Origin of the sequence: Sporosarcina sp. resist (assembly GCF_014302295.1) — a bacterium.
Classification (GTDB): Bacteria; Bacillota; Bacilli; order Bacillales_A; family Planococcaceae; genus Sporosarcina; species Sporosarcina psychrophila.
This window is the reverse complement of record NZ_CP060287.1, coordinates 3,692,600-3,714,939: the sequence shown is the minus strand read 5'-3', so window position 1 is coordinate 3,714,939 and position 22,340 is coordinate 3,692,600. Positions and strand designations below refer to the sequence as shown.

At 40.4% G+C, this 22,340-nt stretch carries 19 protein-coding genes; 16 read left to right on the top strand and 3 right to left on the bottom strand.

The annotated features are described in order from the left end of the window. Nucleotides 1-232: 232 nt before the first annotated feature. From H7992_RS18160 to H7992_RS18150, 3 genes are all read left to right on the top strand, one after another. A complete protein-coding gene (locus H7992_RS18160; protein ID WP_187045487.1) occupies nucleotides 233-1,321 on the top strand; it encodes an SDR family oxidoreductase in 1,089 nt (362 codons plus the stop codon). Between the two features lie 244 nt (nucleotides 1,322-1,565). Then, nucleotides 1,566-2,321 carry a TerC family protein gene (locus H7992_RS18155; RefSeq protein ID WP_187045486.1) on the top strand — a complete coding sequence of 252 codons (756 nt, stop codon included), beginning with the start codon at nucleotides 1,566-1,568 and terminating at the stop codon, nucleotides 2,319-2,321. 128 nt (nucleotides 2,322-2,449) lie between these two features. Further along, nucleotides 2,450-3,799 carry a TrkH family potassium uptake protein gene (locus H7992_RS18150; RefSeq protein ID WP_067214027.1) on the top strand — a complete coding sequence of 450 codons (1,350 nt, stop codon included), beginning with the start codon at nucleotides 2,450-2,452 and terminating at the stop codon, nucleotides 3,797-3,799. A gap of 306 nt (nucleotides 3,800-4,105) precedes the next feature. Here the strand turns inward: H7992_RS18150 and H7992_RS18145 are convergent, their stop codons facing one another. Further along, complete coding sequence (locus tag H7992_RS18145; RefSeq protein ID WP_187045485.1) at nucleotides 4,106-5,854, bottom strand: B12-binding domain-containing radical SAM protein; 1,749 nt, start codon at nucleotides 5,852-5,854, stop codon at nucleotides 4,106-4,108. 192 nt (nucleotides 5,855-6,046) lie between these two features. On the opposite strand from H7992_RS18145, the gene H7992_RS18140 reads away from it, so the two are divergent. Both H7992_RS18140 and H7992_RS18135 read left to right on the top strand, forming a co-directional pair. Next, nucleotides 6,047-7,480: an ATP-binding protein gene (locus H7992_RS18140; RefSeq protein ID WP_067211685.1), complete on the top strand. Its 1,434-nt coding sequence runs from the start codon at nucleotides 6,047-6,049 to the stop codon at nucleotides 7,478-7,480. A 98-nt stretch (nucleotides 7,481-7,578) separates the two neighbouring features. Further along, entirely contained in the window at nucleotides 7,579-8,022 is a 444-nt protein-coding gene (locus H7992_RS18135; RefSeq protein WP_067211682.1) for a MarR family winged helix-turn-helix transcriptional regulator, read from the top strand. A gap of 177 nt (nucleotides 8,023-8,199) precedes the next feature. On the opposite strand, the gene H7992_RS18130 is transcribed toward H7992_RS18135, so the two are convergent. Further along, a complete protein-coding gene (locus H7992_RS18130) occupies nucleotides 8,200-8,835 on the bottom strand; it encodes a hypothetical protein (protein WP_187045483.1) in 636 nt (211 codons plus the stop codon). A 336-nt stretch (nucleotides 8,836-9,171) separates the two neighbouring features. On the opposite strand from H7992_RS18130, the gene H7992_RS18125 reads away from it, so the two are divergent. The 3 genes from H7992_RS18125 to H7992_RS18115 all read left to right on the top strand — a co-directional run bounded on the left by H7992_RS18125 (nucleotide 9,172) and on the right by H7992_RS18115 (nucleotide 11,190). Further along, complete coding sequence (locus H7992_RS18125) at nucleotides 9,172-9,324, top strand: aspartyl-phosphate phosphatase Spo0E family protein (protein WP_082786654.1); 153 nt, start codon at nucleotides 9,172-9,174, stop codon at nucleotides 9,322-9,324. A 358-nt stretch (nucleotides 9,325-9,682) separates the two neighbouring features. Then, a complete protein-coding gene (locus tag H7992_RS18120) occupies nucleotides 9,683-10,546 on the top strand; it encodes an NAD(P)-dependent oxidoreductase (protein WP_187045482.1) in 864 nt (287 codons plus the stop codon). A gap of 185 nt (nucleotides 10,547-10,731) precedes the next feature. Beyond that, nucleotides 10,732-11,190, top strand: a complete 459-nt coding sequence (locus H7992_RS18115; RefSeq protein ID WP_067211674.1) for a chemotaxis protein CheW — start codon at nucleotides 10,732-10,734, stop codon at nucleotides 11,188-11,190. 233 nt (nucleotides 11,191-11,423) lie between these two features. Here H7992_RS18115 and H7992_RS18110 read toward each other — a convergent pair whose 3' ends face one another. Next, a complete protein-coding gene (locus tag H7992_RS18110) occupies nucleotides 11,424-11,888 on the bottom strand; it encodes a YkyB family protein (protein ID WP_082786653.1) in 465 nt (154 codons plus the stop codon). A 283-nt stretch (nucleotides 11,889-12,171) separates the two neighbouring features. Between H7992_RS18110 and H7992_RS18105 the strand changes: the two genes are divergently transcribed. The 8 genes from H7992_RS18105 (at nucleotide 12,172) to H7992_RS18070 (ending at nucleotide 22,340) form a co-directional block, all read left to right on the top strand. Beyond that, nucleotides 12,172-14,214: a GGDEF domain-containing phosphodiesterase gene (locus H7992_RS18105; RefSeq protein ID WP_067211668.1), complete on the top strand. Its 2,043-nt coding sequence runs from the start codon at nucleotides 12,172-12,174 to the stop codon at nucleotides 14,212-14,214. A gap of 719 nt (nucleotides 14,215-14,933) precedes the next feature. After that, nucleotides 14,934-15,647 carry a 2,4-dienoyl-CoA reductase gene (gene fadH / locus H7992_RS18100; RefSeq protein ID WP_370570008.1) on the top strand — a complete coding sequence of 238 codons (714 nt, stop codon included), beginning with the start codon at nucleotides 14,934-14,936 and terminating at the stop codon, nucleotides 15,645-15,647. A gap of 50 nt (nucleotides 15,648-15,697) precedes the next feature. Continuing rightward, nucleotides 15,698-15,928, top strand: coding sequence for a hypothetical protein (locus H7992_RS18095; protein WP_067211663.1), 231 nt, complete (start codon nucleotides 15,698-15,700; stop codon nucleotides 15,926-15,928). A 107-nt stretch (nucleotides 15,929-16,035) separates the two neighbouring features. Further along, a complete protein-coding gene (gene cbpB, locus H7992_RS18090; protein WP_187045481.1) occupies nucleotides 16,036-16,476 on the top strand; it encodes a cyclic-di-AMP-binding protein CbpB in 441 nt (146 codons plus the stop codon). Between the two features lie 112 nt (nucleotides 16,477-16,588). Next, nucleotides 16,589-18,034 carry an MDR family MFS transporter gene (locus H7992_RS18085; protein WP_082786834.1) on the top strand — a complete coding sequence of 482 codons (1,446 nt, stop codon included), beginning with the start codon at nucleotides 16,589-16,591 and terminating at the stop codon, nucleotides 18,032-18,034. Next, nucleotides 18,015-18,908, top strand: coding sequence for a transcriptional regulator CcpC (locus H7992_RS18080; RefSeq protein ID WP_067211655.1), 894 nt, complete (start codon nucleotides 18,015-18,017; stop codon nucleotides 18,906-18,908). The genes H7992_RS18085 and H7992_RS18080 overlap by 20 nt, the downstream gene beginning before the upstream one ends. 97 nt (nucleotides 18,909-19,005) lie before the next feature. Then, nucleotides 19,006-21,414 (top strand): hypothetical protein, encoded by a 2,409-nt coding sequence (locus H7992_RS18075; protein WP_187045480.1) that lies wholly within the window; start codon nucleotides 19,006-19,008, stop codon nucleotides 21,412-21,414. Beyond that, entirely contained in the window at nucleotides 21,411-22,340 is a 930-nt protein-coding gene (locus H7992_RS18070; protein ID WP_067211650.1) for an ABC transporter ATP-binding protein, read from the top strand. Before H7992_RS18075 ends, H7992_RS18070 begins: the two co-directional genes overlap by 4 nt.

Genomic DNA, 22,340 nt, shown 5'->3' with positions numbered 1-22,340 from the left:
CCACACTTGCCCCTCGGTAAAGTTGTCATGAATAGTTCGCCAAAAGCGGACTGGAAATGATCCGGTGAAACGGTGTTCTTCAAGCATTTCTTACCTGCTCTTTATGCAAGAAAATGGTTAATCAACAGACGTGCAATCATAACTATTCTAAGGGAACCAGTCGGGCAGTAAACAGAATATTCTTCTAACAGTCTAATTCAAATGTTATACTACAAAATAAGGGGGGGATTATATGCGAACTCATTTCTTTACCGGCTTTCCTGGATTTATAGCTACGCAATTGATAAAAGAATTGGTACGTGTTGGAGAAGTGAGGAAGGTTTACGTAGTCGTTCAATCTAGCCAAGCTGGTCTCGCAAGGGAAAAAGCTACATCTATTATGAGAGAAATGAATGTTACTTTTCCGTTTGAAATTCTGGTCGGGGATATTACGCAACCAGGACTTGGGATGGCGCAGCAGACGATTAAAGATTTGCACGAGGAAAAGTTAGCTGTGTGGCATCTCGCCGCCATATATGATCTCGCGGTAAAAGCTGAAATTGCTTGGAAGGTAAATGTTGAGGGGACGAGACAAGTTATTGAATTTGTCCGTACTCATCCTTCTATTGAGCGGATCGTGTATTTTAGTACAGCGTATGTTGCAGGAAAACGAGAGGGTAAGTTGCTTGAAACTGAGCTGATTCGTCCGACTTCTTTTAAAAATCATTATGAAGAAACCAAATTTGAAGCGGAACTACTTGTGGAAGAACTGAAGAAGGATGCAGCCGTGACTATTATCCGACCTGGAATTGTACGAGGCCACTCGAAAACTGGGGAGACAATTAAGTTTGACGGGCCATATTTCTTTATGAATATGATCGATAAATTGCGATGGATGCCAATTATTCCTTACGTGGGGAAAACGCAGGCATGCATAAATGTTGTGCCGATTGATTATATAATCGAGGCTTCAGTGTATTTATCTAATCACATAGGAGCTACTGGTAAAACGGTTCATTTAACGGATCCTACACCGCACCCGATTGAAGAGATTTACTGCGCAATGGTCGTTGAATTGACAGGCAAAAAGCCTAAGGGAAGATTGCCGCGGCTTCTTGCAGAAAGAGGCCTTGCCTCAATCCGCTTACAGCGTAGACTAGGCGTTGAGGCGGAAACACTGGATTATATGATGTGGGATGCCATATTCGATACGACAGTTGCAGAGGAGCTACTGCAAGGAAGCGGCATACACTGTGCTGATTTCCTAGCCTCGATTCCATCCATGACAGCATTTTATGAAAAGAATAAGAAAAATAGCGATTATCATATAAAAATCGGGTAATAATATTTACTTTTTGACCAACTATGGTATAATCAAACAAAAGAACCCGAACTTAATAACTTTTGACTTTATGTCAAGGGGGAGTAGCTATAGGGAAACCTATTTCATAGTCGTCAATACATGGCTTTTGCCATCGGTTATGATAGCTGGATTTTTGCAAAACTAAAATTCCGACTTAGCGAGACCTTTGCCTTTTATTAGGTGAGGGTCTCTTTTATTTTGCAAAAAAATAGGGGGAATCGATTTGGAAGCAATATTATTGGAATACGCATGGGTACTCGTTGTACTTATCGTGCTAGAAGGATTACTGGCAGCAGATAATGCCGTTGTTATGGCGGTCATGGTCAAGCATTTACCGCGTGAACAGCAAAGGAAAGCACTTTTTTACGGTTTATTAGGAGCGTTTGTCTTCCGCTTTGCAGCTTTGTTCATGATCACGTTCCTAGTGAATATTTGGCAAATTCAAGCGCTCGGAGCAATCTACTTATTGTTCATTTCCATTAAGAATATTATGGATCAGCGAAAAGGTGAGGATACAGATCCTGATGCTAAAAAACGTAAGCAGTCTGGTTTTTGGATGACTGTTGTGAAAGTCGAACTTGCGGATATCGCATTTGCGCTCGATTCGATGTTGGCGGCGGTTGCACTTGCTGTAACGTTGCCTAAGCTTGGTAACTTCGATATAGGTGGCATTAACGGTGGACAATTCATCGTCATGTTATTGGGTGGTATTATTGGCTTAGTGATCATGCGATTTGCTGCACGTCAATTCGTTGTTCTTTTGCAAAAGTTTCCTACCTTGGAAACAGCAGCATTTCTTATTGTTGGATGGGTCGGTGTCAAATTGGCTGTGCTTACACTGTCACATCCAGGCTTGGGAATCCTCGATGAAAGCTTCCCACATTCAACTTTATGGCAAGTGACATTCTGGATTGTTCTTGTTGGAATAGCGCTAAGTGGCTACTTGGCTGGGGTTAGAAATAACAAAAAGAAAGCATAATATGAAAAGCAGCCATGTGATTGCATGGCTGCTTTTCTATTTTTATCAAATTCGTCCTTTCCTTTTTCATGCGACTTCTCTAAAATAGGTACGACACCATATTATTGGTGAAAGGAACGGTGAACTGGTTGAAATTCAATCGTGAGAATTTACGCAGGTTCACACCTGCACAAGTTATAGTGTTTTATTATTTTCTGGCCATCGCCTTTTCATTACTACTGATGAATTTGCCTGGAGTATACTTGCCTGGAGTAAAGATAAGTTTCATTGACAGCTTGTTTACAGCCGTAAGTGCCGTAAGTGTTACTGGACTGGCGCCCATCAGCATCGGAAGTACTTATTCGGTTTTTGGTATTTGTATGCTTATGCTTGTTTTGCAAATTGGTGGAATTGGAATTATGTCGATAGGGACATTTTTTTGGCTCCTCGTTAAGAAGCGAATTGGTTTGCGAGAAAGGCAACTAATCATGGTCGAACATAATCAATATAACCTTGCAGGGCTTGTTCATCTAATCAAGGAAATCATTAAAATAATATTATTAATTGAAATTATCGGTGGGCTTATATTTACAGCTTATATTATGCGGTTTTATGATACATTTAGCGAAGCACTTCTTAACGGGATGTTCATGTCTGTATCTGCGACAACGAACGCGGGCTTTACTATTGCAGAAACTTCACTCGCGCAGTATTTCAATGATTACTTCGTTCAGACATTAACGATGATTCTAATTATTCTCGGTGCCATTGGTTTTCCGGTTCTTATCGAAGTGAAAAGTTATTTTTCAAAAAAAGTGCCTCATTTTCGTTTTTCTTTATTCACAAAAATAACGACAGCGACATTTGGATTTTTACTTGTTTTCGGGGCAGTTATGATTTTCATTTTGGAATCTATGCATTCGTTCAAAGGGATGGCATGGCATGAGAAACTATTTACGGCGTTATTCCATTCAGTGTCATCCAGATCAGGAGGACTAACAACGTATGATGTGACGAAATTTAGCGAAGCGACGGACATTTTCATCAGTTCGCTGATGTTTATAGGTGCATCGCCAAGTTCGGTAGGCGGCGGAATTCGGACGACGACATTCGCGATTGCAGTGCTGTTTCTTATAAACTTTGCTCGCGGTAATCAAGTCATTAATGTCTTTAAAAGGCAAATAAAACTGATAGATGTGTTCCGTTCTTATGCTGTCATTATTTTGGCGTTGGTGATGGTTATGACCGCACTCCTTATTCTACTTATTACAGAACCTGGTGTGCCGGTCATTGCACTGCTGTTTGAAATAACATCAGCTTTCGGGACATGTGGTATGTCACTTGGTATCACATCGGATCTTTCTGTAACTGGGAAAGTGATTATTATGTTACTAATGTTCATTGGACGGGTCGGGCTTATTTCGTTCCTCTTTACATTAGGAGGAAAAACAAAGAAATTGAAATATCATTACCCGAAAGAAAGGGTTATTATTGGTTAATAAAAAGGCTGTCCCAAGTTTAAATTGGGACAGCCTTTTACAAAAGATAAGAAAGTATATTTTTTTGACTTAGAATAGTATCTAGCTCCAGGCGCCAGCCGCTCGGGTTATAAGCAATCCAGCTATGTGGCAAAGAGCGCCACGTCGCTGGCTCGACTTATGCCTGTCGCGTCTTAACAGGCGCCTTCCGCTTTTCCTTGTTGTCTAGCTCCAGGCGCCAGCCGCTCGGGTCATAAGCAATCCAGCTATGTGGCAAAGAGCGCCACGTCGCTGGCTCGCTTATGCCTGTCGCGTCTAGAAGGCGCCTTACGCTTTTCCTGATTGTTCTAGGAACATAAAGAACGGGGTATCATCATGTCTGAAGACGGTGATAAGATAGCCAGCAGCCTTTTGTACAATACCGATTTCTACATCTTCAGGTTGAACAGCAATCGGTGTGATGAACGTTTGCTTCCGGATATTTCGGTTATTCAAACGTAAAGAACTGAAACGTTCTCCTAATAAAGTTGGGTTTTCGAGCAATGCCTGTTCGATAGTAGAGCGTTCTTCAACTGGCATATCCTCAATCCACCAAACTTTGCGCGGTTGGAACTTATGGTGTGCAAGGTAATCAATTTTTAGTAGACTGCGTGTGATATCCATATCGGCACGTCCATCTTTCGTTAGGAAGTCATTCAAGCGTATGAATAAGTCTTCCAACTGATGTCCGATTCTGGACCAACCTTGATTCTCCCAGTAGGAGCCGAATTGTTGGAAGAAATCGAATGGCGTTTCAAAGACTTCTGATACAAGATATTCCACCGTTCGCGGTAATCGGTTGTCGTTCCAATACTTTTCTAGAACATCCTCGGTCTGTTTGATTCGCAGGATATCATCAAACGTCAATACGTTATTTGAAAATATTTCATAAGGTGCTTCGTCGATAAACTGATAACCATATTGTTCGGCTTGTATACGTAAGCCAGTTCCACGGAGTAACTTAAGGAAGCCTAGCTGCATCTCTTCTGGCCTCATTGCAAAAACCTCATTGAATGTTTTTCGGAAAGAATTATAATCTTCTTCGGGTAGGCCAGCAATCAAGTCCAAATGTTGGTCAATCTTGCCACCTTCTTTCACCATCATTACGGTACGGGAAAGTTTTTCGAAATTTTGGCGGCGCTGGACTAATTCATTTGTTAAATCGTTTGTTGATTGAACTCCAATTTCAAATCTGAATAGTCCTGCTGGCGCATTATCATTTAGAAATTGGATGACTTCAGGACGCATAATATCTCCCGTTATTTCAAACTGGAACACAGTGCCTGATACATGTTCATCAATCAAGAATTGGAACATTTCCATCGCATAGCTTCTGCTAATATTGAATGTGCGATCGACAAACTTGATTGTTTTTGCACCGTTGGCCATCAAATACCGGATATCCTCCTTAATGGCATCCCGGTTGAAATAGCGGACGCCTACTTCGATAGAGGATAGACAGAATTGACAGGAAAAAGGACAGCCGCGGCTTGTTTCAATATAGGTCACTCTTTTGCCCAGCTCGGGTATGTCCTCTGCAAATTGGAAAGGGGAAGGAAGTTCCCGTAAATCTAGTTTTGGCCCAGGCGCCGTAATCTTCAGTTGTTCCCTTTCTCTATAGGCAATCCCTTGGACAGCCGCTATGTCTTCCTTCCCCGCATAGACGTCAAGTAGATGTTTAAATGTTCGTTCTCCTTCTCCGATCACAATGACATCAATTTCGGGTACACGTTCTAACCAGTAATCGTAATCGTATGTTACTTCGGGGCCACCGGCGATAATTTTCACGTCAGGTTTTACTTTTTTTAGCATACGCATCACTTTTATTGTTTCTTCAATGTTCCAAATATATAAACTAAAACCGACAACATTCGGCATTTTTTGATATAAATCTGATACAATATTCATGGTCGGATCTTTAATTGTGTACTCTGCAATGACCGGACTGTACTCTGGCATTGCATAAGTTTTTAAGCAGCGAATGGCTAAATTTGTATGGATATATTTTGCGTTTAATGTTGATAGTACAATGTTCATAGCTCTACCCCTTTTCTCTCTAACGTTATTATCAAGTCAAGCATTCATCTTATTTAGGTAAAAAGGACCATTCCTATCACACCGTAAATATGGAATAATTTGAATAAGCTTATTATTGTATGAATTTAATCTTTCTGCATGAATCAGTGTTATTTTTCATATTGTTTAAAAATGGGATGTGGAGGAATACACTTGAAATATAAAAATATAAAGGTAATGAAGCATATCACTTTTCTACTGGATGATACAATCAGACCCGGTGCCGTTTTTGATCTTGACGGCAGTCTTTTACATGTAAATAATTCATTTTGCGAAGAATTTGTCAATGATGGAGAAGAAAATATTAAAGAATTTTTCATTAATCCTACTGTTAATCATTGGGACAATGTCTTTAGTAATCTTGGGGAAACTGAGAATAAAACGTTCGAAGTGCATATTCGGCTGTTTGGAAACAGAGTAGAAATTGTTAAGATGCATCTTGAGTATTTTGATGATGTTCAACAGGTGATTGCACTATTTGATGTTCCACAAAGTATTGTGGACAAGTCGGATAAAACCTATATACACGCTTTTCGTAATTCAGATAGCTTCATGGTTGTTATTGATCGTGATGGGATAATCTACGATGTCAATGATTTGCATACTTCCTTTTTTAACTTGCCGAAAGACTATTTTATTGGCAAAACAGTGGGAGCAATCGTTAAATTGTTTCCGGACAACTCTGAGTTAATATTTAATTATTTTAAAGACGTAAATCTGTATGGATTTGCTGAAATAACAACCAAGTATATAAGAAATGTGAATGATGTTAATTACTATCAGATAACAACACTATACGATAGCGAGTCACAAACGTACTTGGTAAGAATGAATGATCGAACAGAAGAAATGGCCATGGAAAAGCGTTTGGCCCATTCAAACTCATTATCGACGATTGGTGAACTGGCAGCAAGTATAGCGCATGAAATTAGAAATCCCATGACTACTTTGAAAGGGTTTGTCCAATTACTTAAGATTTCCGCAACTGCGGATACGATGAAATACCTTTCCGTTATTGATGAAGAAATCGATAGGATGGAGGCTATATTAAGCGAAATGCTTATCCTATCAAAGCCTGGATTGAATGAAAAAACGACATTCTCCTTGGGGGTGCTGGTTGCAGATATGATTCAGGTTGTCTATCCGAAAGCCTTGATGGATGGAATCACTATTACACAAAAAGAAAATATACTTAAAGATTCATTGATTGTCGGTGATTCTGATAAAATTAAACAAGTTCTTCTCAATCTGTTCAAAAATGCAATGGAAGCAATGACTCCTGGAGGGAATCTTTCAATTTTTGTAAATTTGGACAGCCCTGGAAAAGTTATTTTGGGGGTTTCAGATACCGGTAAAGGAATGGATAAACGTCAATTAAAGCAAGTCTTTTTGCCATTCTTCACCACCAAGTCAGACGGGTCGGGACTCGGATTACCATTTGTTTTGAAAAACATAGAAGAACATGGTGGAACGGTTATAGTTGAGAGTGAAGTCGGCATTGGAACAACCTTCATCGTAACATTTCCATCGGCATTGGGGCATGCCACGATGAAAGATACAGCTGAAAAAAGAGTGCTCTCTCTGTAAGTAAAGGTACGAAACGTCTTCTTGGTTTTTTGACATGAAGATGTGTTTGCCGTTATAATGAGGGCGACTATTGAGCGTAATTATAGAAGGGGCACTGCATTATGACAAAAGATACAGAACGGGCACTGAAATTATTTATTGTTCTTTCAAGGGCGAGTAAGGTGATTTTGGAGGAAGCGCATAAAACGAGTGAAAAGCATGGGCTTAATCCAACTGAATTCGCCGTTCTTGAATTGCTTCACCACAGGGGGAGACAGCCCATCCAGAAGATTGGGCAGAAAATCTTACTTCGAAGTGGTTCGATGACTTACGTTGTCGATAAGCTTGAAAAAAGAGGGTTGTTGGAACGCGTCTTTTGTGAAGAAGATAAGCGGGTGACATATATGTCGATTACTCAGGACGGCGTCAATTTAATGACATCTATCTTCCCGGAGCATGCGAATAATATCGAATCTATCATGTCCTCCCTTTCCACTGAAGAACAAGACCAGGCAATTGAATTAGTGCGGAAATTAGGTCTTTCGGTAAAGAACTTATCGTGAAACGCAGTAACTCGTCTAACGGGTGCTGCGTTTTTTTAGTGCATAGGAATATATATAATTCTTTACCTATGAATTGCCTTTGAAAGGCGATTCCCCTCCGCTGAGACTCGAACGCTTTTGTTACAATTAAAAAGAGCCAAACGGATGGTTATCCATTTGACTCTTGATAGTCGTCCATTATTTAGGAACTATTGTTTCAGCCATACGAAGGAATTGCTCGAAATATTCTTCTTTTGGAGAATCGTAGATTGTAAGTTTAACCACCATATTGTCACGTTCGAAAATAATTCCCATAATAGATGCAGTTTCAGCTTTTATGGCCAGAACTTTTGCATTTTCAATGCCTTCAGCTGTAGGGATTGACTTCTCATCTAGTACTTCAATTGGCGCGCTACCATCCCCTGATGCTTCAAGTACAGCAATCATGTTTTCGGCTAAGTAGTAATATGTGCCGTCTTCCTTAGCTACCGTCTCGATGCGCATAAACACTGCTTCATTGTCTGCTGAAATTAGGCTGTCCTTACCGGGTTCTTCGCTTGATAATGAAAAGTCAGGCAGTACAGAAATAGCGTAACTTTGTTCATCGCTTTCCTTCAGGTCTGCATTTTTCATTATGTCCTCTTGAACCTCATCAACCTCATCAACTTCTGTATCCGGTTCCTTGCCTTCAGTGACTGTTTCTTTGTCTACGTTTTCAACCACATCCGCTGATCCATTTGTACTTTCTGGTTCCTTGTCGGTACTTGTACCACAAGCGGTAAGTAATAAAGTGGTCGCGATTGCTGCGTATAAAAGACTCCATCTGCTTTTCATCGTAAACCCCTCCTTGGTTAAATTTGACGTCTGAGACGCCGTAATGTTTCATTATATATAAGTTGAATAAATGAATACCTATATAAACTGAGTGAAGGCGCCTTACAAGCGATAGCCTGTTGCCGTAGCCAATTCAATGGGATTCTTTATTACAACAGATATAGAACTTAGTTTATTGAATCTTTTATAGTGTGCCTTAAAATTAGTATAACGTAAAGTCTTTTCTATTGCTGACCATTTGAAGTTGTCGGAATATGTCGTAAGTTAAACCACTTATTATGAGAGTATTCCTGTATAATAAAAGTTAGCTATGTGTTAATCCATGGAGGGATTATCTTGGAGTGGACTTTAGAAGAAGAAATTGAATTATTACGCGAAGAGATGATGAAAGCAGCGACTGAAAAAGGACTGACTGCTGCTGAAACGATAGAATTCAGCAGAAGGCTTGATAATCTCATGGATCAATACGCAGGGCTAAAAAAAGGCTGATAACGAAGTAATAGGGTATTGCTCCTATTACTATCTTTGAAGAAGGAAGCCACTTATAGAATTGCTCAAAAAAACAAGGGAAAATATTTTGCGAACAATGTTTAATAATCAAGAAAAGAGGGGAAATTAAGATAGAACACAGCAACATTCTCATTTCCCCCTTTTGAGGGCGGATCCCTATCACGGGGTTCCGTCCTCCTTTTTTTGATCAAAAATAGAAATGAATGATGGAAAAATACAAATACTTTGGTAGGATAAAAGATAATACGATTTTCAACCTCATTCAGCTGGGGCTAAGCCCTGCCGGATGAAGGCAATTTAAGTACGCCGATGTGCATTTGATAAAGGGGGAATTGAAATGGAAGTCAAAAAGATCGCATTTCTTGGGACAGGTGTTATGGGTGTAAGCGTCGTTAACCATCTTTTAGACAGTAATTATGAAGTGGCCATATATACACGCACAAAAGAAAAGGCAAGGTCTCTAATAGATGCAGGTGCTGTTTGGATGGATACAGTTGCTGCAGCGGTGAAGGATGCGGAATTAGTTTTCACGATGCTAGGTTATCCGGGGGATGTCGAAGAAGTTTACTTTGGAGAGGGTGGTATTTTCTCAACTGGTAAGGCAGGTCAGATTCTCATTGATATGACGACTTCTAGCCCAGCACTGGCGATACGTATTGCGAATGCTGGTGCTAAGTTGCAGATGGCGACAATTGACGCACCCGTTTCTGGGGGAGACATTGGCGCGAAGAATGGGACGTTGTCAATTATGTGTGGCGGGGAAGAAGAAGTATTCAATGCCATTACACCGGTTTTAGCGGTTTTTGGAAAACAAATTGTTTATCAGGGTCAGGCAGGCTCCGGGCAGCATGCAAAAATGTGCAATCAAATTGCCATCGCGACGAATATGATTGGGGTTTGCGAAGCGCTGGTCTATGCTGAAAAAGCAGGGTTGGATCCTGAAACTGTGCTGAAGTCTATATCGACAGGTGCGGCAGGCTCATGGTCATTGTCGAATTTGGCACCGCGAATGTTAGACGGGGATTTTGAACCTGGATTTTATGTTAAGCATTTCATGAAAGATATAAACATCGCGCTGGCAGAAGCTGAAGCGATGAATCTATCACTTCCAGGTCTGCAACTTGCAAGTGAAATGTATAAGAAACTTGTTGAAAAAGGATTTAGCGACCAAGGGACACAAGTCCTATATAAAAGTTATTAATAAAGCTAAATAATTATAGAAATAAGCCGAAAATAGAAGTAAGTGTTCAATTAAATTAATTAAGTGCTATATATGTTGACCAGGTGAATACTAAGTAAACCGAGCGAAGGCACCTTACGAAGGGTAGCCGAAGTGGATTCAATGGGATATCTATATACTATTATTAACATCTAGGAGCTGAGTAGGTGAATACAATCAAATCGGATGTAGTAACATATGAAGTCTTTGAATTTGTAGAGTTTCAAGTAGGAAATAGTAATTTTGGACTTGGCATTCAGCATGTACGTGAAATTATTCAACCCGTTCCGGTTACTGTATTACCGCATTCACACCCGTATATTGAGGGAATCATACAATTACGAGGAGAAGTACTTCCTGTCATCGATTTGAAGAAAGTAACAGGAAATGCAACTAATAATAATAGTGATGAATCCAAATATATCGTCGCTGAATTCGACGGGACAACAGTGGTCTTAGATGTGACGGCTGTTACCCAAATCCAGCGTATCAATTTTACGGATATTGAACCTGCTTCCGATATGTATACGGGAAATAAAGTACCTGTTTCGGGAGTTATCAAGCGTGATAACGGAATGATCCTTCTCGTTGATTTTGAAAAAGTAATCGCGGAGCAAATTAAGTAATAGAAGAAAAAACGGGCTATTCCCGCTGGTAGCCAGCAGGAATAGCCCGTTTTTAAAAAATAAGAAAGTATAAGTTTTTCACCAAGAGCAGCGGTACTCGAGCGACTTTCTTATTGTCTAGACTCCAGCGCCTAGCCCCTCGAGTCGCTTCAGTCCTTAAGTTAAAGGCAAAGTGCGCCTTTATCTTAAGGCCCTCCAGCGCTTGTCGGGTCTACCAAGGCGCTTGCGCTTTTCTATTTACCATCCAAATAAGATGAACGGAAGTTTTGTGAATCCTGAATGCTATGAATAGACTTTTTTGGTAGTGTTTTTTTCTTCTCGGGTATTATCGGGTGGGTGGGCCCCACATATTTAGAGAGAAGCTCGCGCGCAGTTTTCAAGCTCATCCGTTCTTGAGGGTTGCGAGAAGCTGGATCTTGTTGTCCGAGGTGTGGAAGAGTATTAAAGTCTTCTTTTTCTGGGATTGTATGAAAGAGGAATTCGTCACATCGGACGAGGACCGTGGAGTGTTGCTTGCTGAATTTTGGATTGTCGACAAAATGCAATCCGATTTTTTCGGCAATGCCCGAACTAAGCAACTTGTCTATCGCCATCTTTTTTAAGGCGTAAAGTTGTCTATTGTCAGGAGCTGTTTTGGCATGTCGATTTACCGTGTAGATGGCAATTGCCAATTGACGGATGGAATGCTTGTTTTTCAAAATTGGCCTCCTTCATTGGCAGATTGAATGGTTACATATATTTCATATAATACCAAGAATGAAAGAATTGTACAACTTCAGATCTAAAAGGTAGTGAAAACACTGATTCTTCCGAAGATGCATTATGCTGATATAATAATTATATTTATTTATTCGATACATACTTTTTCGATATAAGTACAATCTATTTATGATTAACTATAAAGTACTCGGGCGATTGATTCATATTTACCTGGATTAATCGATAAAAGTTTGGATAAATGCATAACAAACGGAGGCACACATGAGAAACGTTAAGATTAAAGACCGTTTAGAAAAAATTGTAGAATCATATATTTTGAACCACTCCTTTAAGATGACCATATTTGTTGAGAAAAATGAGCAAGGTAAATTTGATGTGCTTTACGCTAACTCATTGGCGACAAAATACTTTTCGACTGAAATCGAACAATCGGCTGCTTGTTTTTTTGGTGATTTATGGATTCCCATTAAGCGCAGGATGCGGAAATTACAAAATCAATCTGATTTTACAACTGAAATCCAATCGATACGAGGTGGGGCAGGCGTATTATTCGAATTGGATTTTCAACGTCATACCGAAGAGTTTGAACGAGAAATTATCATCATTGAATTGCGTGAACGGCTAGATACCGTAACTGTAAGGAAGTCGCAGTCGGAGTTACAACATAAATATAATTCCGTCATTGAACATAATCTTGACCCAATCATAACCATCGATCAAAACTTTAAAATTATTTACGCGAATCGAGCCGTTCATTTAGGTTTCGGCTATCGATTCAAAGAACTCTCTGGCCGTTCAATTTTGAATCTTTCCGGGGAGGATAACATAAAAGCATTTAAGCTCTTCTTGTCCCGGGCACTTGCAGGGGAATCCATTGAGATGGAAGATTCAACTATTTTTCATAAAAAAGGATATTTATTACCCGCGTATTTGAAGGCAATTCCCGTCTTGATTGATGGAGAGGTAGAAGAAGTTCAACTAATTGTACGGGATACATCTATTCATCAGAAAAATAATGAAAAACTTCTATTCCTGTCTTATCATGATCATTTGACGGGTTTGTGGAATCGTCAGGCGATGAAAGAACACTTTACGGAGGATTCTCTAAACGCCTTGCAAAGAGAAACAAGACTGTCTTTCGTTCATTTAGGACTTGATCGATTCAAATTAATAAATGAATCACTTGGCCATAATGGTGCGGACGAAATATTAAAAATGGTTGCGGAACGATTAAAAATAATCTGTCCTGCATCCGCCAGGTTGTATCGTAATGGCAGCGATGAATTTATCGTCTCATTGCAAAATCATTCTGTGCTGAAGACAGAGAAGTTTGCACAACAGTTATTGAATGATTTTGGAAAACCATTTTATCATAATCATCAGGAGTATTTCATTTCTGCATCCATCGGAATTGCTGTTTATCCTGAAGATGGAAAAACACTTGAGAATCTACTAAGGAAGTCGGAACAAGCGCTAACCTTTGTGAAAGATCGTGGCCGCTCGCATTATCGTTTCTATCAAGAAGCGATGAATTCTACCTTCCCGGATGAAGCACTGATGGAATCGCATTTACGCAGGGCGATTGAGTTAAATGAATTGACGATTCACTATCAACCGCAAGTCGATTTGAAAACCGGGCATATTAGTAGTTTCGAAGCGCTTCTTAGATGGAATAATGGAAAATTTGGGTTTGTATCACCGGCGCAATTCATCCCCATTGCTGAAGATTCAGGGCTTATACATGGAATTGGTGATTGGGTATTAAACCAAGTATGTAAACAGTTGAAAGAGTGGCAGGATAAGCAGTTCAAAGCTGTTAGGATAGCTGTGAATATATCGCCAAAGCAATTTAGAATGGAAAACTTTGTCGATAAATTGAAAGAGAAGATTTCTTACTACGACATCTTACCGTCTTCCCTTGAAGTGGAAATTACGGAGGGAGCATTGACGATAATAGATGAAACTTTAGCAACATTAAATGAACTAAAGAAAATCGGAATTTTCATCTCCGTCGATGATTTTGGAACGGGTTATTCATCACTTAGTTATTTGAAGCAATATCCAATCGATATCATTAAAATCGATCGTTCATTTATAAAAGATATTGAATTTGATGTGAAAAACAAAGCAATAGCGAAGACAATTATTAATCTAGCCCACAGTCTTGGGATGGAAGTAATTGCTGAAGGTGTAGAGAAGGATTTACAAGCTATGATTCTACTTGAAGCTAAATGCCAGAAGGCGCAAGGCTTTTTGTACAGTAAGGCAGTTCCTGTAGAGGAAATTGTAGAAAAGTATTTATGAAGTCAAGTCTCTTGATTAACCATTTTATTATATGAAGCGCCTGTAGGAAATGCATACAAGTTTACACACATGTACATTTCCGGCTCGCTTTGGACGAAATGATCACACCACATTCTTTGAGGAGGAATTGCTATTCATTCCTCCTTGGTCATCCTGTTACGACGATCTATCCACTGCGTACCTATAAAAGACAAGTCTAGCGAAGGAGCGACAAGTGTGAGCCGAAGCAATAAGACCGACAGTGATCTTCTGGCGGGCTTATTGCGTGAGGCCATCACCAAGCGACAAAGCGGTGTTAGAAGAACAATCCATTTGTTTAGTGCCGACTATACACTTTGGAAAAGTAAAGGAATATCTCCTTTAATAAAGCCTTCTATACTTATTTTAGCAAAGACTTTACACAGCAAGAAATCCCGGGAAATTGTATAGTAGCTGTTCAGTCCAAAGCGATCCGATGGTATCTGTACATAGAACGTCTAGTGAATAGTAAGTAGTCATATTTGGGTTTACTTTGGTTAATTAAAACATGTGTTATTAAATAATCGTATAAACGGACAACTGAAAAAGTTCGGTGTCCGTTTTTCGTTGTGAGGTTACTTTTGTTCTCGTAACGAACTTGATAACATGTTACAATTATGAGTGAATATTCATTCATTATAAGAGGGGGAATTGTTGTGTTTGAGGGAAAAGTCATAATTGTAACAGGTGGATCGAATGGGATGGGGAAATACATGGCGAAGAAATTTGCCGATGAAGGTGCACAAGTCGTAATTACGGGTAGAGATATAGATAGGTTAAATGTGGCTCAAGAAGAAATTGGGGATCATGCACATCCATTCCAGATGGATGTGAGGAATGTTGAATCAGTTGCAGCGTTAGTCGCTTTCACGGATGAAAAGTTTGGCCGAATTGATGGATTAGTAAATAATGCGGCTGGAAATTTCATCGTTAAAGCAGAAGATTTATCACCAAACGGCTGGAAGTCTGTTATCGATATTGTACTAAATGGCACATTTTATTGCTCCAGCGCAGTTGGAAAGTACTGGATTGAGAAAGGTCAAAAAGGATCGATATTGAATATGCTTGCAACGTATGCATGGGATGCAGGCGCGGGTGTCATTCATTCCGCGGCAGCTAAAGCAGGTGTTATGTCGTTAACTCGAACTTTAGCAGTTGAATGGGGAAGTCAATATGGAATCCGTGTGAATGGTATTGCGCCGGGTCCGATTGAACGTACAGGCGGCGCAGAAAAGTTATGGGAGTCTAATGAAGCAGCTAAGCGCACACTTGAATCGATTCCTTTGGGTCGTCTTGGGAAGCCGGAAGAGATTGCAGAACTGGCGGCATTCATTATGTCAGATAAGGCGTCCTACATGAATGGAGAAATTGTGACGCTCGACGGCGGACAATGGCTTAATAAATCCCCGTTTTAAGGATAAATGTTGTCGTTTTGCACATCCTACTCTCAAAAGGAGAGATAAGTTTGGATGTATGGACAGTTCCATTTATTATCGTTGTTTTGGTCATTTGTATAATCAGCTTTATCGCCGTAAAGAAATGGAACAAGGTGACCGTTGTTGTTGATGGACAGGATGATCAGATTTCGGGTCCGATTGAAGAGCACCCATTTACATTGAATCCGATTATTTGGATTGTCCTTGTAGCTGTATTTTTCATTGGAATTGTCATTTTTTATTACGCTGCCTCTTCTTAACAGAAGGGGTTTTCTTTTTCATTTTCAAGGATAGAAAGTCCTTCTTATGATATGATAGATATGTAGTTTTAAGGTGAAAAGCATAGCTACAGAAGGAGTAGATTTACATGATTTCTATAAACAATAGGGATTTTCTTTTCACACCGATAGCGGATTTTATCATTTCGTCTGAAAAAGTTGCGCATGTTCAGGTTGGAAATAATGCAGAGCACGCCCTCCTTGTACTAACAAAAACAGGTTATTCAGCTATACCGGTCCTTGATGCGAAATATCGTTTAAAAGGGTTGCTCAGTATGGGGATGATTACTGATTCTATTTTGGGACTTGAACGTATTGAATATGAACGTCTTGACGATTTAAAAGTTGATGAAATTATGCAAACTGATTTGCCATCCATAAAAACGACGGATCGATTCCAAAAAGGGCTCGATTTATTAATTGACCATACATTTCTTTGTGTGACGGAAGAAGACGGCACATTTGCAGGCATATTAACACGAAGAGTAATAATGAAACAATTTAAAAGATATATTTACTCGGTTGAATAATTGTTTTGGTTAAATTGTGGGCTCCTAAATGGGGCCCTTTTCTGTTTAAAGGAGAATCTAGACTGTGAAAAATAATAAAATTACGAATCGCCCACTTGTGCTCATTTCTGTCATGTTGGCAATGTTTGTTGGTGCGGTGGAAGCGACGATTGTGACTACAGCAATGCCCTCAATTGCTTCGGACCTTGGTGGTTTTTCAAGATATAGTTGGATTTTTTCTTCTTATTTACTGATGAGTACAGTTACTGTACTCATTTATGGGAAATTGGCGGACTTATTTGGCCGAAAACCAATTTTGTTTATTGGATTGACGATATTTCTTATTGGGTCTATATTATGTGGTTTTGCAGTTTCGATGGAGCAGTTAATTGTATTTAGGTTACTTCAAGGCCTCGGTGCGGGTGCCGTAATGCCGATTGCTACTACGATTGTAGGCGATATATATACGACGGAAGAACGGGCGAAAGTCCAAGGGTATTTATCTAGTGTATGGGGAATTTCAGCTGTATCAGGTCCCGTTATTGGTGGGCTGATTGTTCACTATATGAATTGGAAGTTTGTTTTCTGGGTGAATGTGCCGCTTGGAATACTTGCAATGGTCGGTATCTATCTGTTTCTACATGAACCAAAGCGGGAGAAAAAGGTTTCGATTGATTATAAAGGTGCCTTCCTACTTACGTTATCGTTATCCACTATTTTATACTGGCTTGTTGAAGGTGGTCAGGCATTCGGTCGCTTGTCGTTTTACAGTATCACCCTAGTTATTGTAGGACTCGGGTCGTTAGCGTTATTTGTTAGGGTCGAACGACAAGCAATAGATCCAGTAATGCCATTTGCATTGTGGAAAACCCCCGTTATATTGTATGCGAATCTTGTTTCGTTAACGACAGGGGTCATATTGATTGGAGTTTCCTCTTATTTGCCGACATTCGTTACAGGTGTTATGGAACAGCCGGCGATAATTGCTGGATTCACCCTGACAGCAATGTCTATCGGATGGCCGATTGCATCCTCTGTTGCAGGTCATTTGTTAATCCGCTACGGTACGTTTCATGTATCTTTTGCAGGTGGGTTATCACTCATATTTGGAACAACCTTATTTGTCATGATGGACGCTGGGTCAGGACCTTGGTGGGCTGCGATTGCAAGCTTTTTTGTGGGCGTTGGCATGGGACTGACAAGTACATCGTTCACCGTCACAATCCAAGGGGCGGTTCCAAGAGAGAAGCGAGGATCAGCGACGGCTGCCAATATGTTCATGCGGAATTTCGGGAATACGGTAGGGGCGGCATTATTTGGCGCGATTTTAAATGGCATGTTAATGGCCCGGTTCAAAAAGGATGATTTGAATTATAGTTTAGATGATGTCAATTTACTTCTGACGGATGAAATGAGAAAAACGATACCTGCAACAAAAGTACAGCTGTTACAAAATGCGCTCGATGGCTCGTTGCAATGGGTGTATATTACTGTAGCCATTTTTGCTGTTATCAGCTTGCTCTTTATATTAAAAATTCCACGTGGAAAGGGGTATTTGAATGACAACGACAGAACTTGAAATCATTAAAGCATTAGCAGAAGAAGGGAATATGCGAAAAGCTGCAGAGCGACTTTTTTTATCGCAACCGGCACTTTCTCAGCGGCTACAATCAATTGAAAAGGAATGGGGAACGTTATTGTTCATCCGCTCGCAGAAAGGTCTTGAGCCGACGCCAGCGGGAGAATTGATCATCGGCTATGCACGTGAAGCGATTATAAAACGTGAAGAAACGTTTGAAATGATTGCATCGATGGCGGACAAAGTGCACGGCACATTGAAAATTGCATGTGCATCCATCGTAGGGCAGACGTGGTTGCCTCAAGTATTGAAAGAGTATGTTGAAATGTATCCAGATGCCAAAATATCGCTGATAACGGGATGGAGTTCAGAAATTGTCAAAGCACTATATGAAGGAGAAGCTCATGTTGGAATTGTTCGGGGCCAGGTAGATTGGAAGAGTAAAAAAACGTATTTATTCCGAGACCATCTCTATTTAGTAGACCGTGAAATTACGTCAATCGAAGAATTGAAAGATACGACTCGTCCATTTATTCAATTCAAGAGTGACTCGAATTACCATATGGAAATTCAGCGTTGGTGGCAGCGTCATTTCGACCAAAATCCGGGGCGTCAAATTACAGTCGATCAGATTGAGACTTGTAAGCAACTGGCGTTAAATGGGATTGGTTATGCGATATTACCGTCAATTACGTTGACCGGTGATGAAGATGTCAATAAAATGCCGCTTTTGAACAATGAAGAAGAATTTGAGTTGACCCGAGATACATGGTTAATCGGCTATGAATCTTCGTTTGCACTAAAACAAGTGGATGCATTTACACAAATTGTCCAAAGTCATGCTGAAAGATTACAAAAAGATTACAATTATTGAGAAATAAAGGAACTTTAGGTTGTCTCGTTCGTACTAATAGATGAGAACAATTAGTCTACTGATAGATTTCTATTCAGCATGACAGGAGGAAATTAGTATGTGGAAAAAGTTCGGGGTAGTGTTGGTTTTGTTTGTTGGAATGATTGTCTTCATTCCAGCTGTCAATGCTCTTGCAGCTCCAAATCTGAAAGTGAGTGTTTCGGCAGGCATCGACGGTAAAGCAAAGGAAGGAAAAGGTGCTCCAGTAGTAATTGTGATTGAGAACAGTGGAACTGCATTTAGCGGGGATCTTGTAATCGACGTTCCGAGTTACTTTACGACAGGAAGTGGGGAAGCTATCCCTGTTGATATCGGTGCAGGGGAGACCAAAACGATTTCGCTTGTCATCCCGAGTATGACTGATATGAACAATATGTATGGGGGAATGTCGAACACGAAAACAATTTACCTATACGAGGGCGGATGGGAAAAAGGGAAAGAAGTTGTACATAAAGGAGCACAAACATTAACGACGACCATGTTTTACGATGATTCGAAATTCATCGTAACGTTTACGGATAATCCGGATCGTCTTGGCGCTTTGAAAACTAGCCGAATTTTGAATGCTTCTACTAGCCAAATCATTAGTGCGTCGAAAATGGGTGAACCAAATTTCCCGGAAGAAGCGGCAGGATGGGGAGCGGCTGATTTTATCATCATCGATGAGTATCCGCTTGCCGATTTATCTGAAAAGAAACAGAATGCGTTGATAGGATGGGTTCGTTCAGGAGGCATCTTAGTAATCGGAGGTTCTGATAACGTGAAAGCGGAGACGGGTGTCTTTTCAGATCATTTGCCTTTGACGTTGAAAGCAAGTTCTAAAGCGAATCCTGAAGTTTTGAATAAGTGGGCGGGAACAAAAGGATTTGAAGGCACAATCCCTTCCTATTTAACAGCATTAAATCCGGGTGCATCGTCTCTACTTGAAGATGAAGGAAATGTCCTCGTTGCCTATTCCAAGTTGGGCCAGGGGCAAATCGTCCAAACGGCTTTTTCAGTCGGCGATGACCCAATTGCTAAAATGGTTGGAATGCCGGCGTTCTGGGGGACATTATTCGATGCGACGGGACATTCAAATCAATGGGGACAGAATCCTTATGACAGTCCGAATAATGCAATTGTCCATACGGTAGCTAGCACCAATGAATTGTTTCCTTCATTCAAAGTATCTACGCCATTAATTTTTGGAATAATTATATTTTATATTATTCTTATTATACCAGTGCTTTACTTTATCCTTAAACGGAAAGACAAACGAGAATATGCGTGGTGGATTATTCCATCCATTGCGATACTGGCGTCCATTGCCATATTTGCATACGGAGCGAAAGATCGAATTGGAAGAGCACAAATTCAACATTCCGCAATATTAAATGTTGAACAGGATGGTAGTTTGACAGGGTATTATGTGGAGTCAATCCTAACCAATAAAGCTGGGAACTTTACATTTACTGCACCTGTTGAAACAACGCTTGGTGCTTCGTTGCCAAATAATGATCCTTTCAGGTCTTCTCAAGCGACTATCCATAAACAAGCAATTGTTGAAAAGGACGCAGCAGGTACGACAATGCATCTTCGAAATATTGGCTATTGGAATGTAGGGACAGTGTACGGAGAAACCAGGATCGAAAAGCAAGGGAATTACGAAATCCAATTAAATGTAACGGATAAAAAATTGACGGGTTCAGTGACAAATGGATTTCCGTTTGCATTGAAGGATGTATCGATTTGGTCGGGAACAAAACTGATTCCAATCGGTGATCTTGGACCGGGGGAAACTGCCCAAGTGGATGAAACGCTAAAAACCTCTACGTTGCTTCCGAGAAAATCGATGTTCAATTCGTATATGAATCCTACACCAGTCAATATGGATGATTTAACGAAGATGAGGAAAGATAGCGTTCTCTCATTTGCCGGTGATTATATGAACAAGACTTCGAGTCCAGCCGTAATTGGTTATACAGATACACAGATTGTTCCTATTGAACTTCTTAAAGTAAAACCTTCAGTGTCAGCATTGACGATGCTCGTTCAAACAGCAATGGTAGACGTGACGTTGACTGATGTGTTTACAGTTGAACCAGAGATGATGGAGATGTCGATGCTGTCAGAGGATGGACAGTTTCAGCCTGATTCACAGGGATATGGTACGGATGAATATTACTTTAATGAGGCCGTGTACAATCAAACATGGCAATTACCAGCAGGGTTAATCGGAAAGAACATGAAATGGACATCGCTGGAACTATCGAAAATACAAAAAAAACTATATGATGTCAGCATATTAAATGTGCGATCGGGTCAATACGAGCAGTCAGAGTCTGGGAAATTGGTGAAGACGGAAAATGTAAACAACTATATAACGCCTGATGGAAAAATTGTTGTCCGAATCATTTTTCATGATGAAAAGAATGGTAATCAAGGCCGTGCTCCTATGCTGAAGCTGAATGGGGAGGTGTCGCAATGATAGAGATAAAAGGACTTACAAAGAAGTACGGCCAATTCAAAGCGCTTGATAATTTGAATTTGACGTTGAGTGAAGGAACAGTTTTTGGGTTTGTTGGTGCGAACGGCGCTGGGAAATCGACGACATTCCTCATTCTTGCGACCTTATTACAACCGACTGCGGGGGACGTTTTCATCGACGGAGTGAATATCCGGAAGAATCCGGAGGCAGTTCGTAAAATGATTGGCTATATGCCTGACTTTTTTGGTGTCTACGATCAGCTAAAGGCGGACGAGTACCTGGACTTTTACGGTGCGAGCTATGGCATTCCTGAAGCGGAGCGGCAAAAGCTTATTCCGCAATTGTTGGAACTCGTCAACCTGTCACATAAGCGTCATGCGTACGTAGATCTTTTGTCGCGGGGGATGAAGCAGCGGCTTTGCTTGGCGCGCAGTCTTATCCATGATCCTAAAGTGCTTATTCTTGACGAACCTGCATCTGGACTGGATCCGCGTGCACGTGTTGAGATGAGAGACATTCTAAAAACATTGAAAAAGATGGGCAAGACGATTTTAATTTCATCACATATTTTGCCTGAACTGGCGGAAATGTGTGATGAAATTGGGGTAATTGATAATGGTCGTCTCATCGCACACGGCTCTGTTGCCGAAATTCAAGATAAGCTGCGCGGAGAAAGAGTTATTACAGTCCGTTTGGCTGGATCGCTCGATAGCACAATCGCATTTTTCGAAGAAGATCCGTACGTGTCAAATATCGAACAGTTGGATGCTAATGATGGCGTCAGATTTTCATATAAAGGGACGGAAGAAGACCAGGTCCAATTGTTGAAGCAAGCGATCACGAATAATGTTCCAATCCTTTCATTCATGGAGCACGTGACCAATCTGGAGGATGTGTTCATGGAAATTACGAAAGGAGCCGATTAA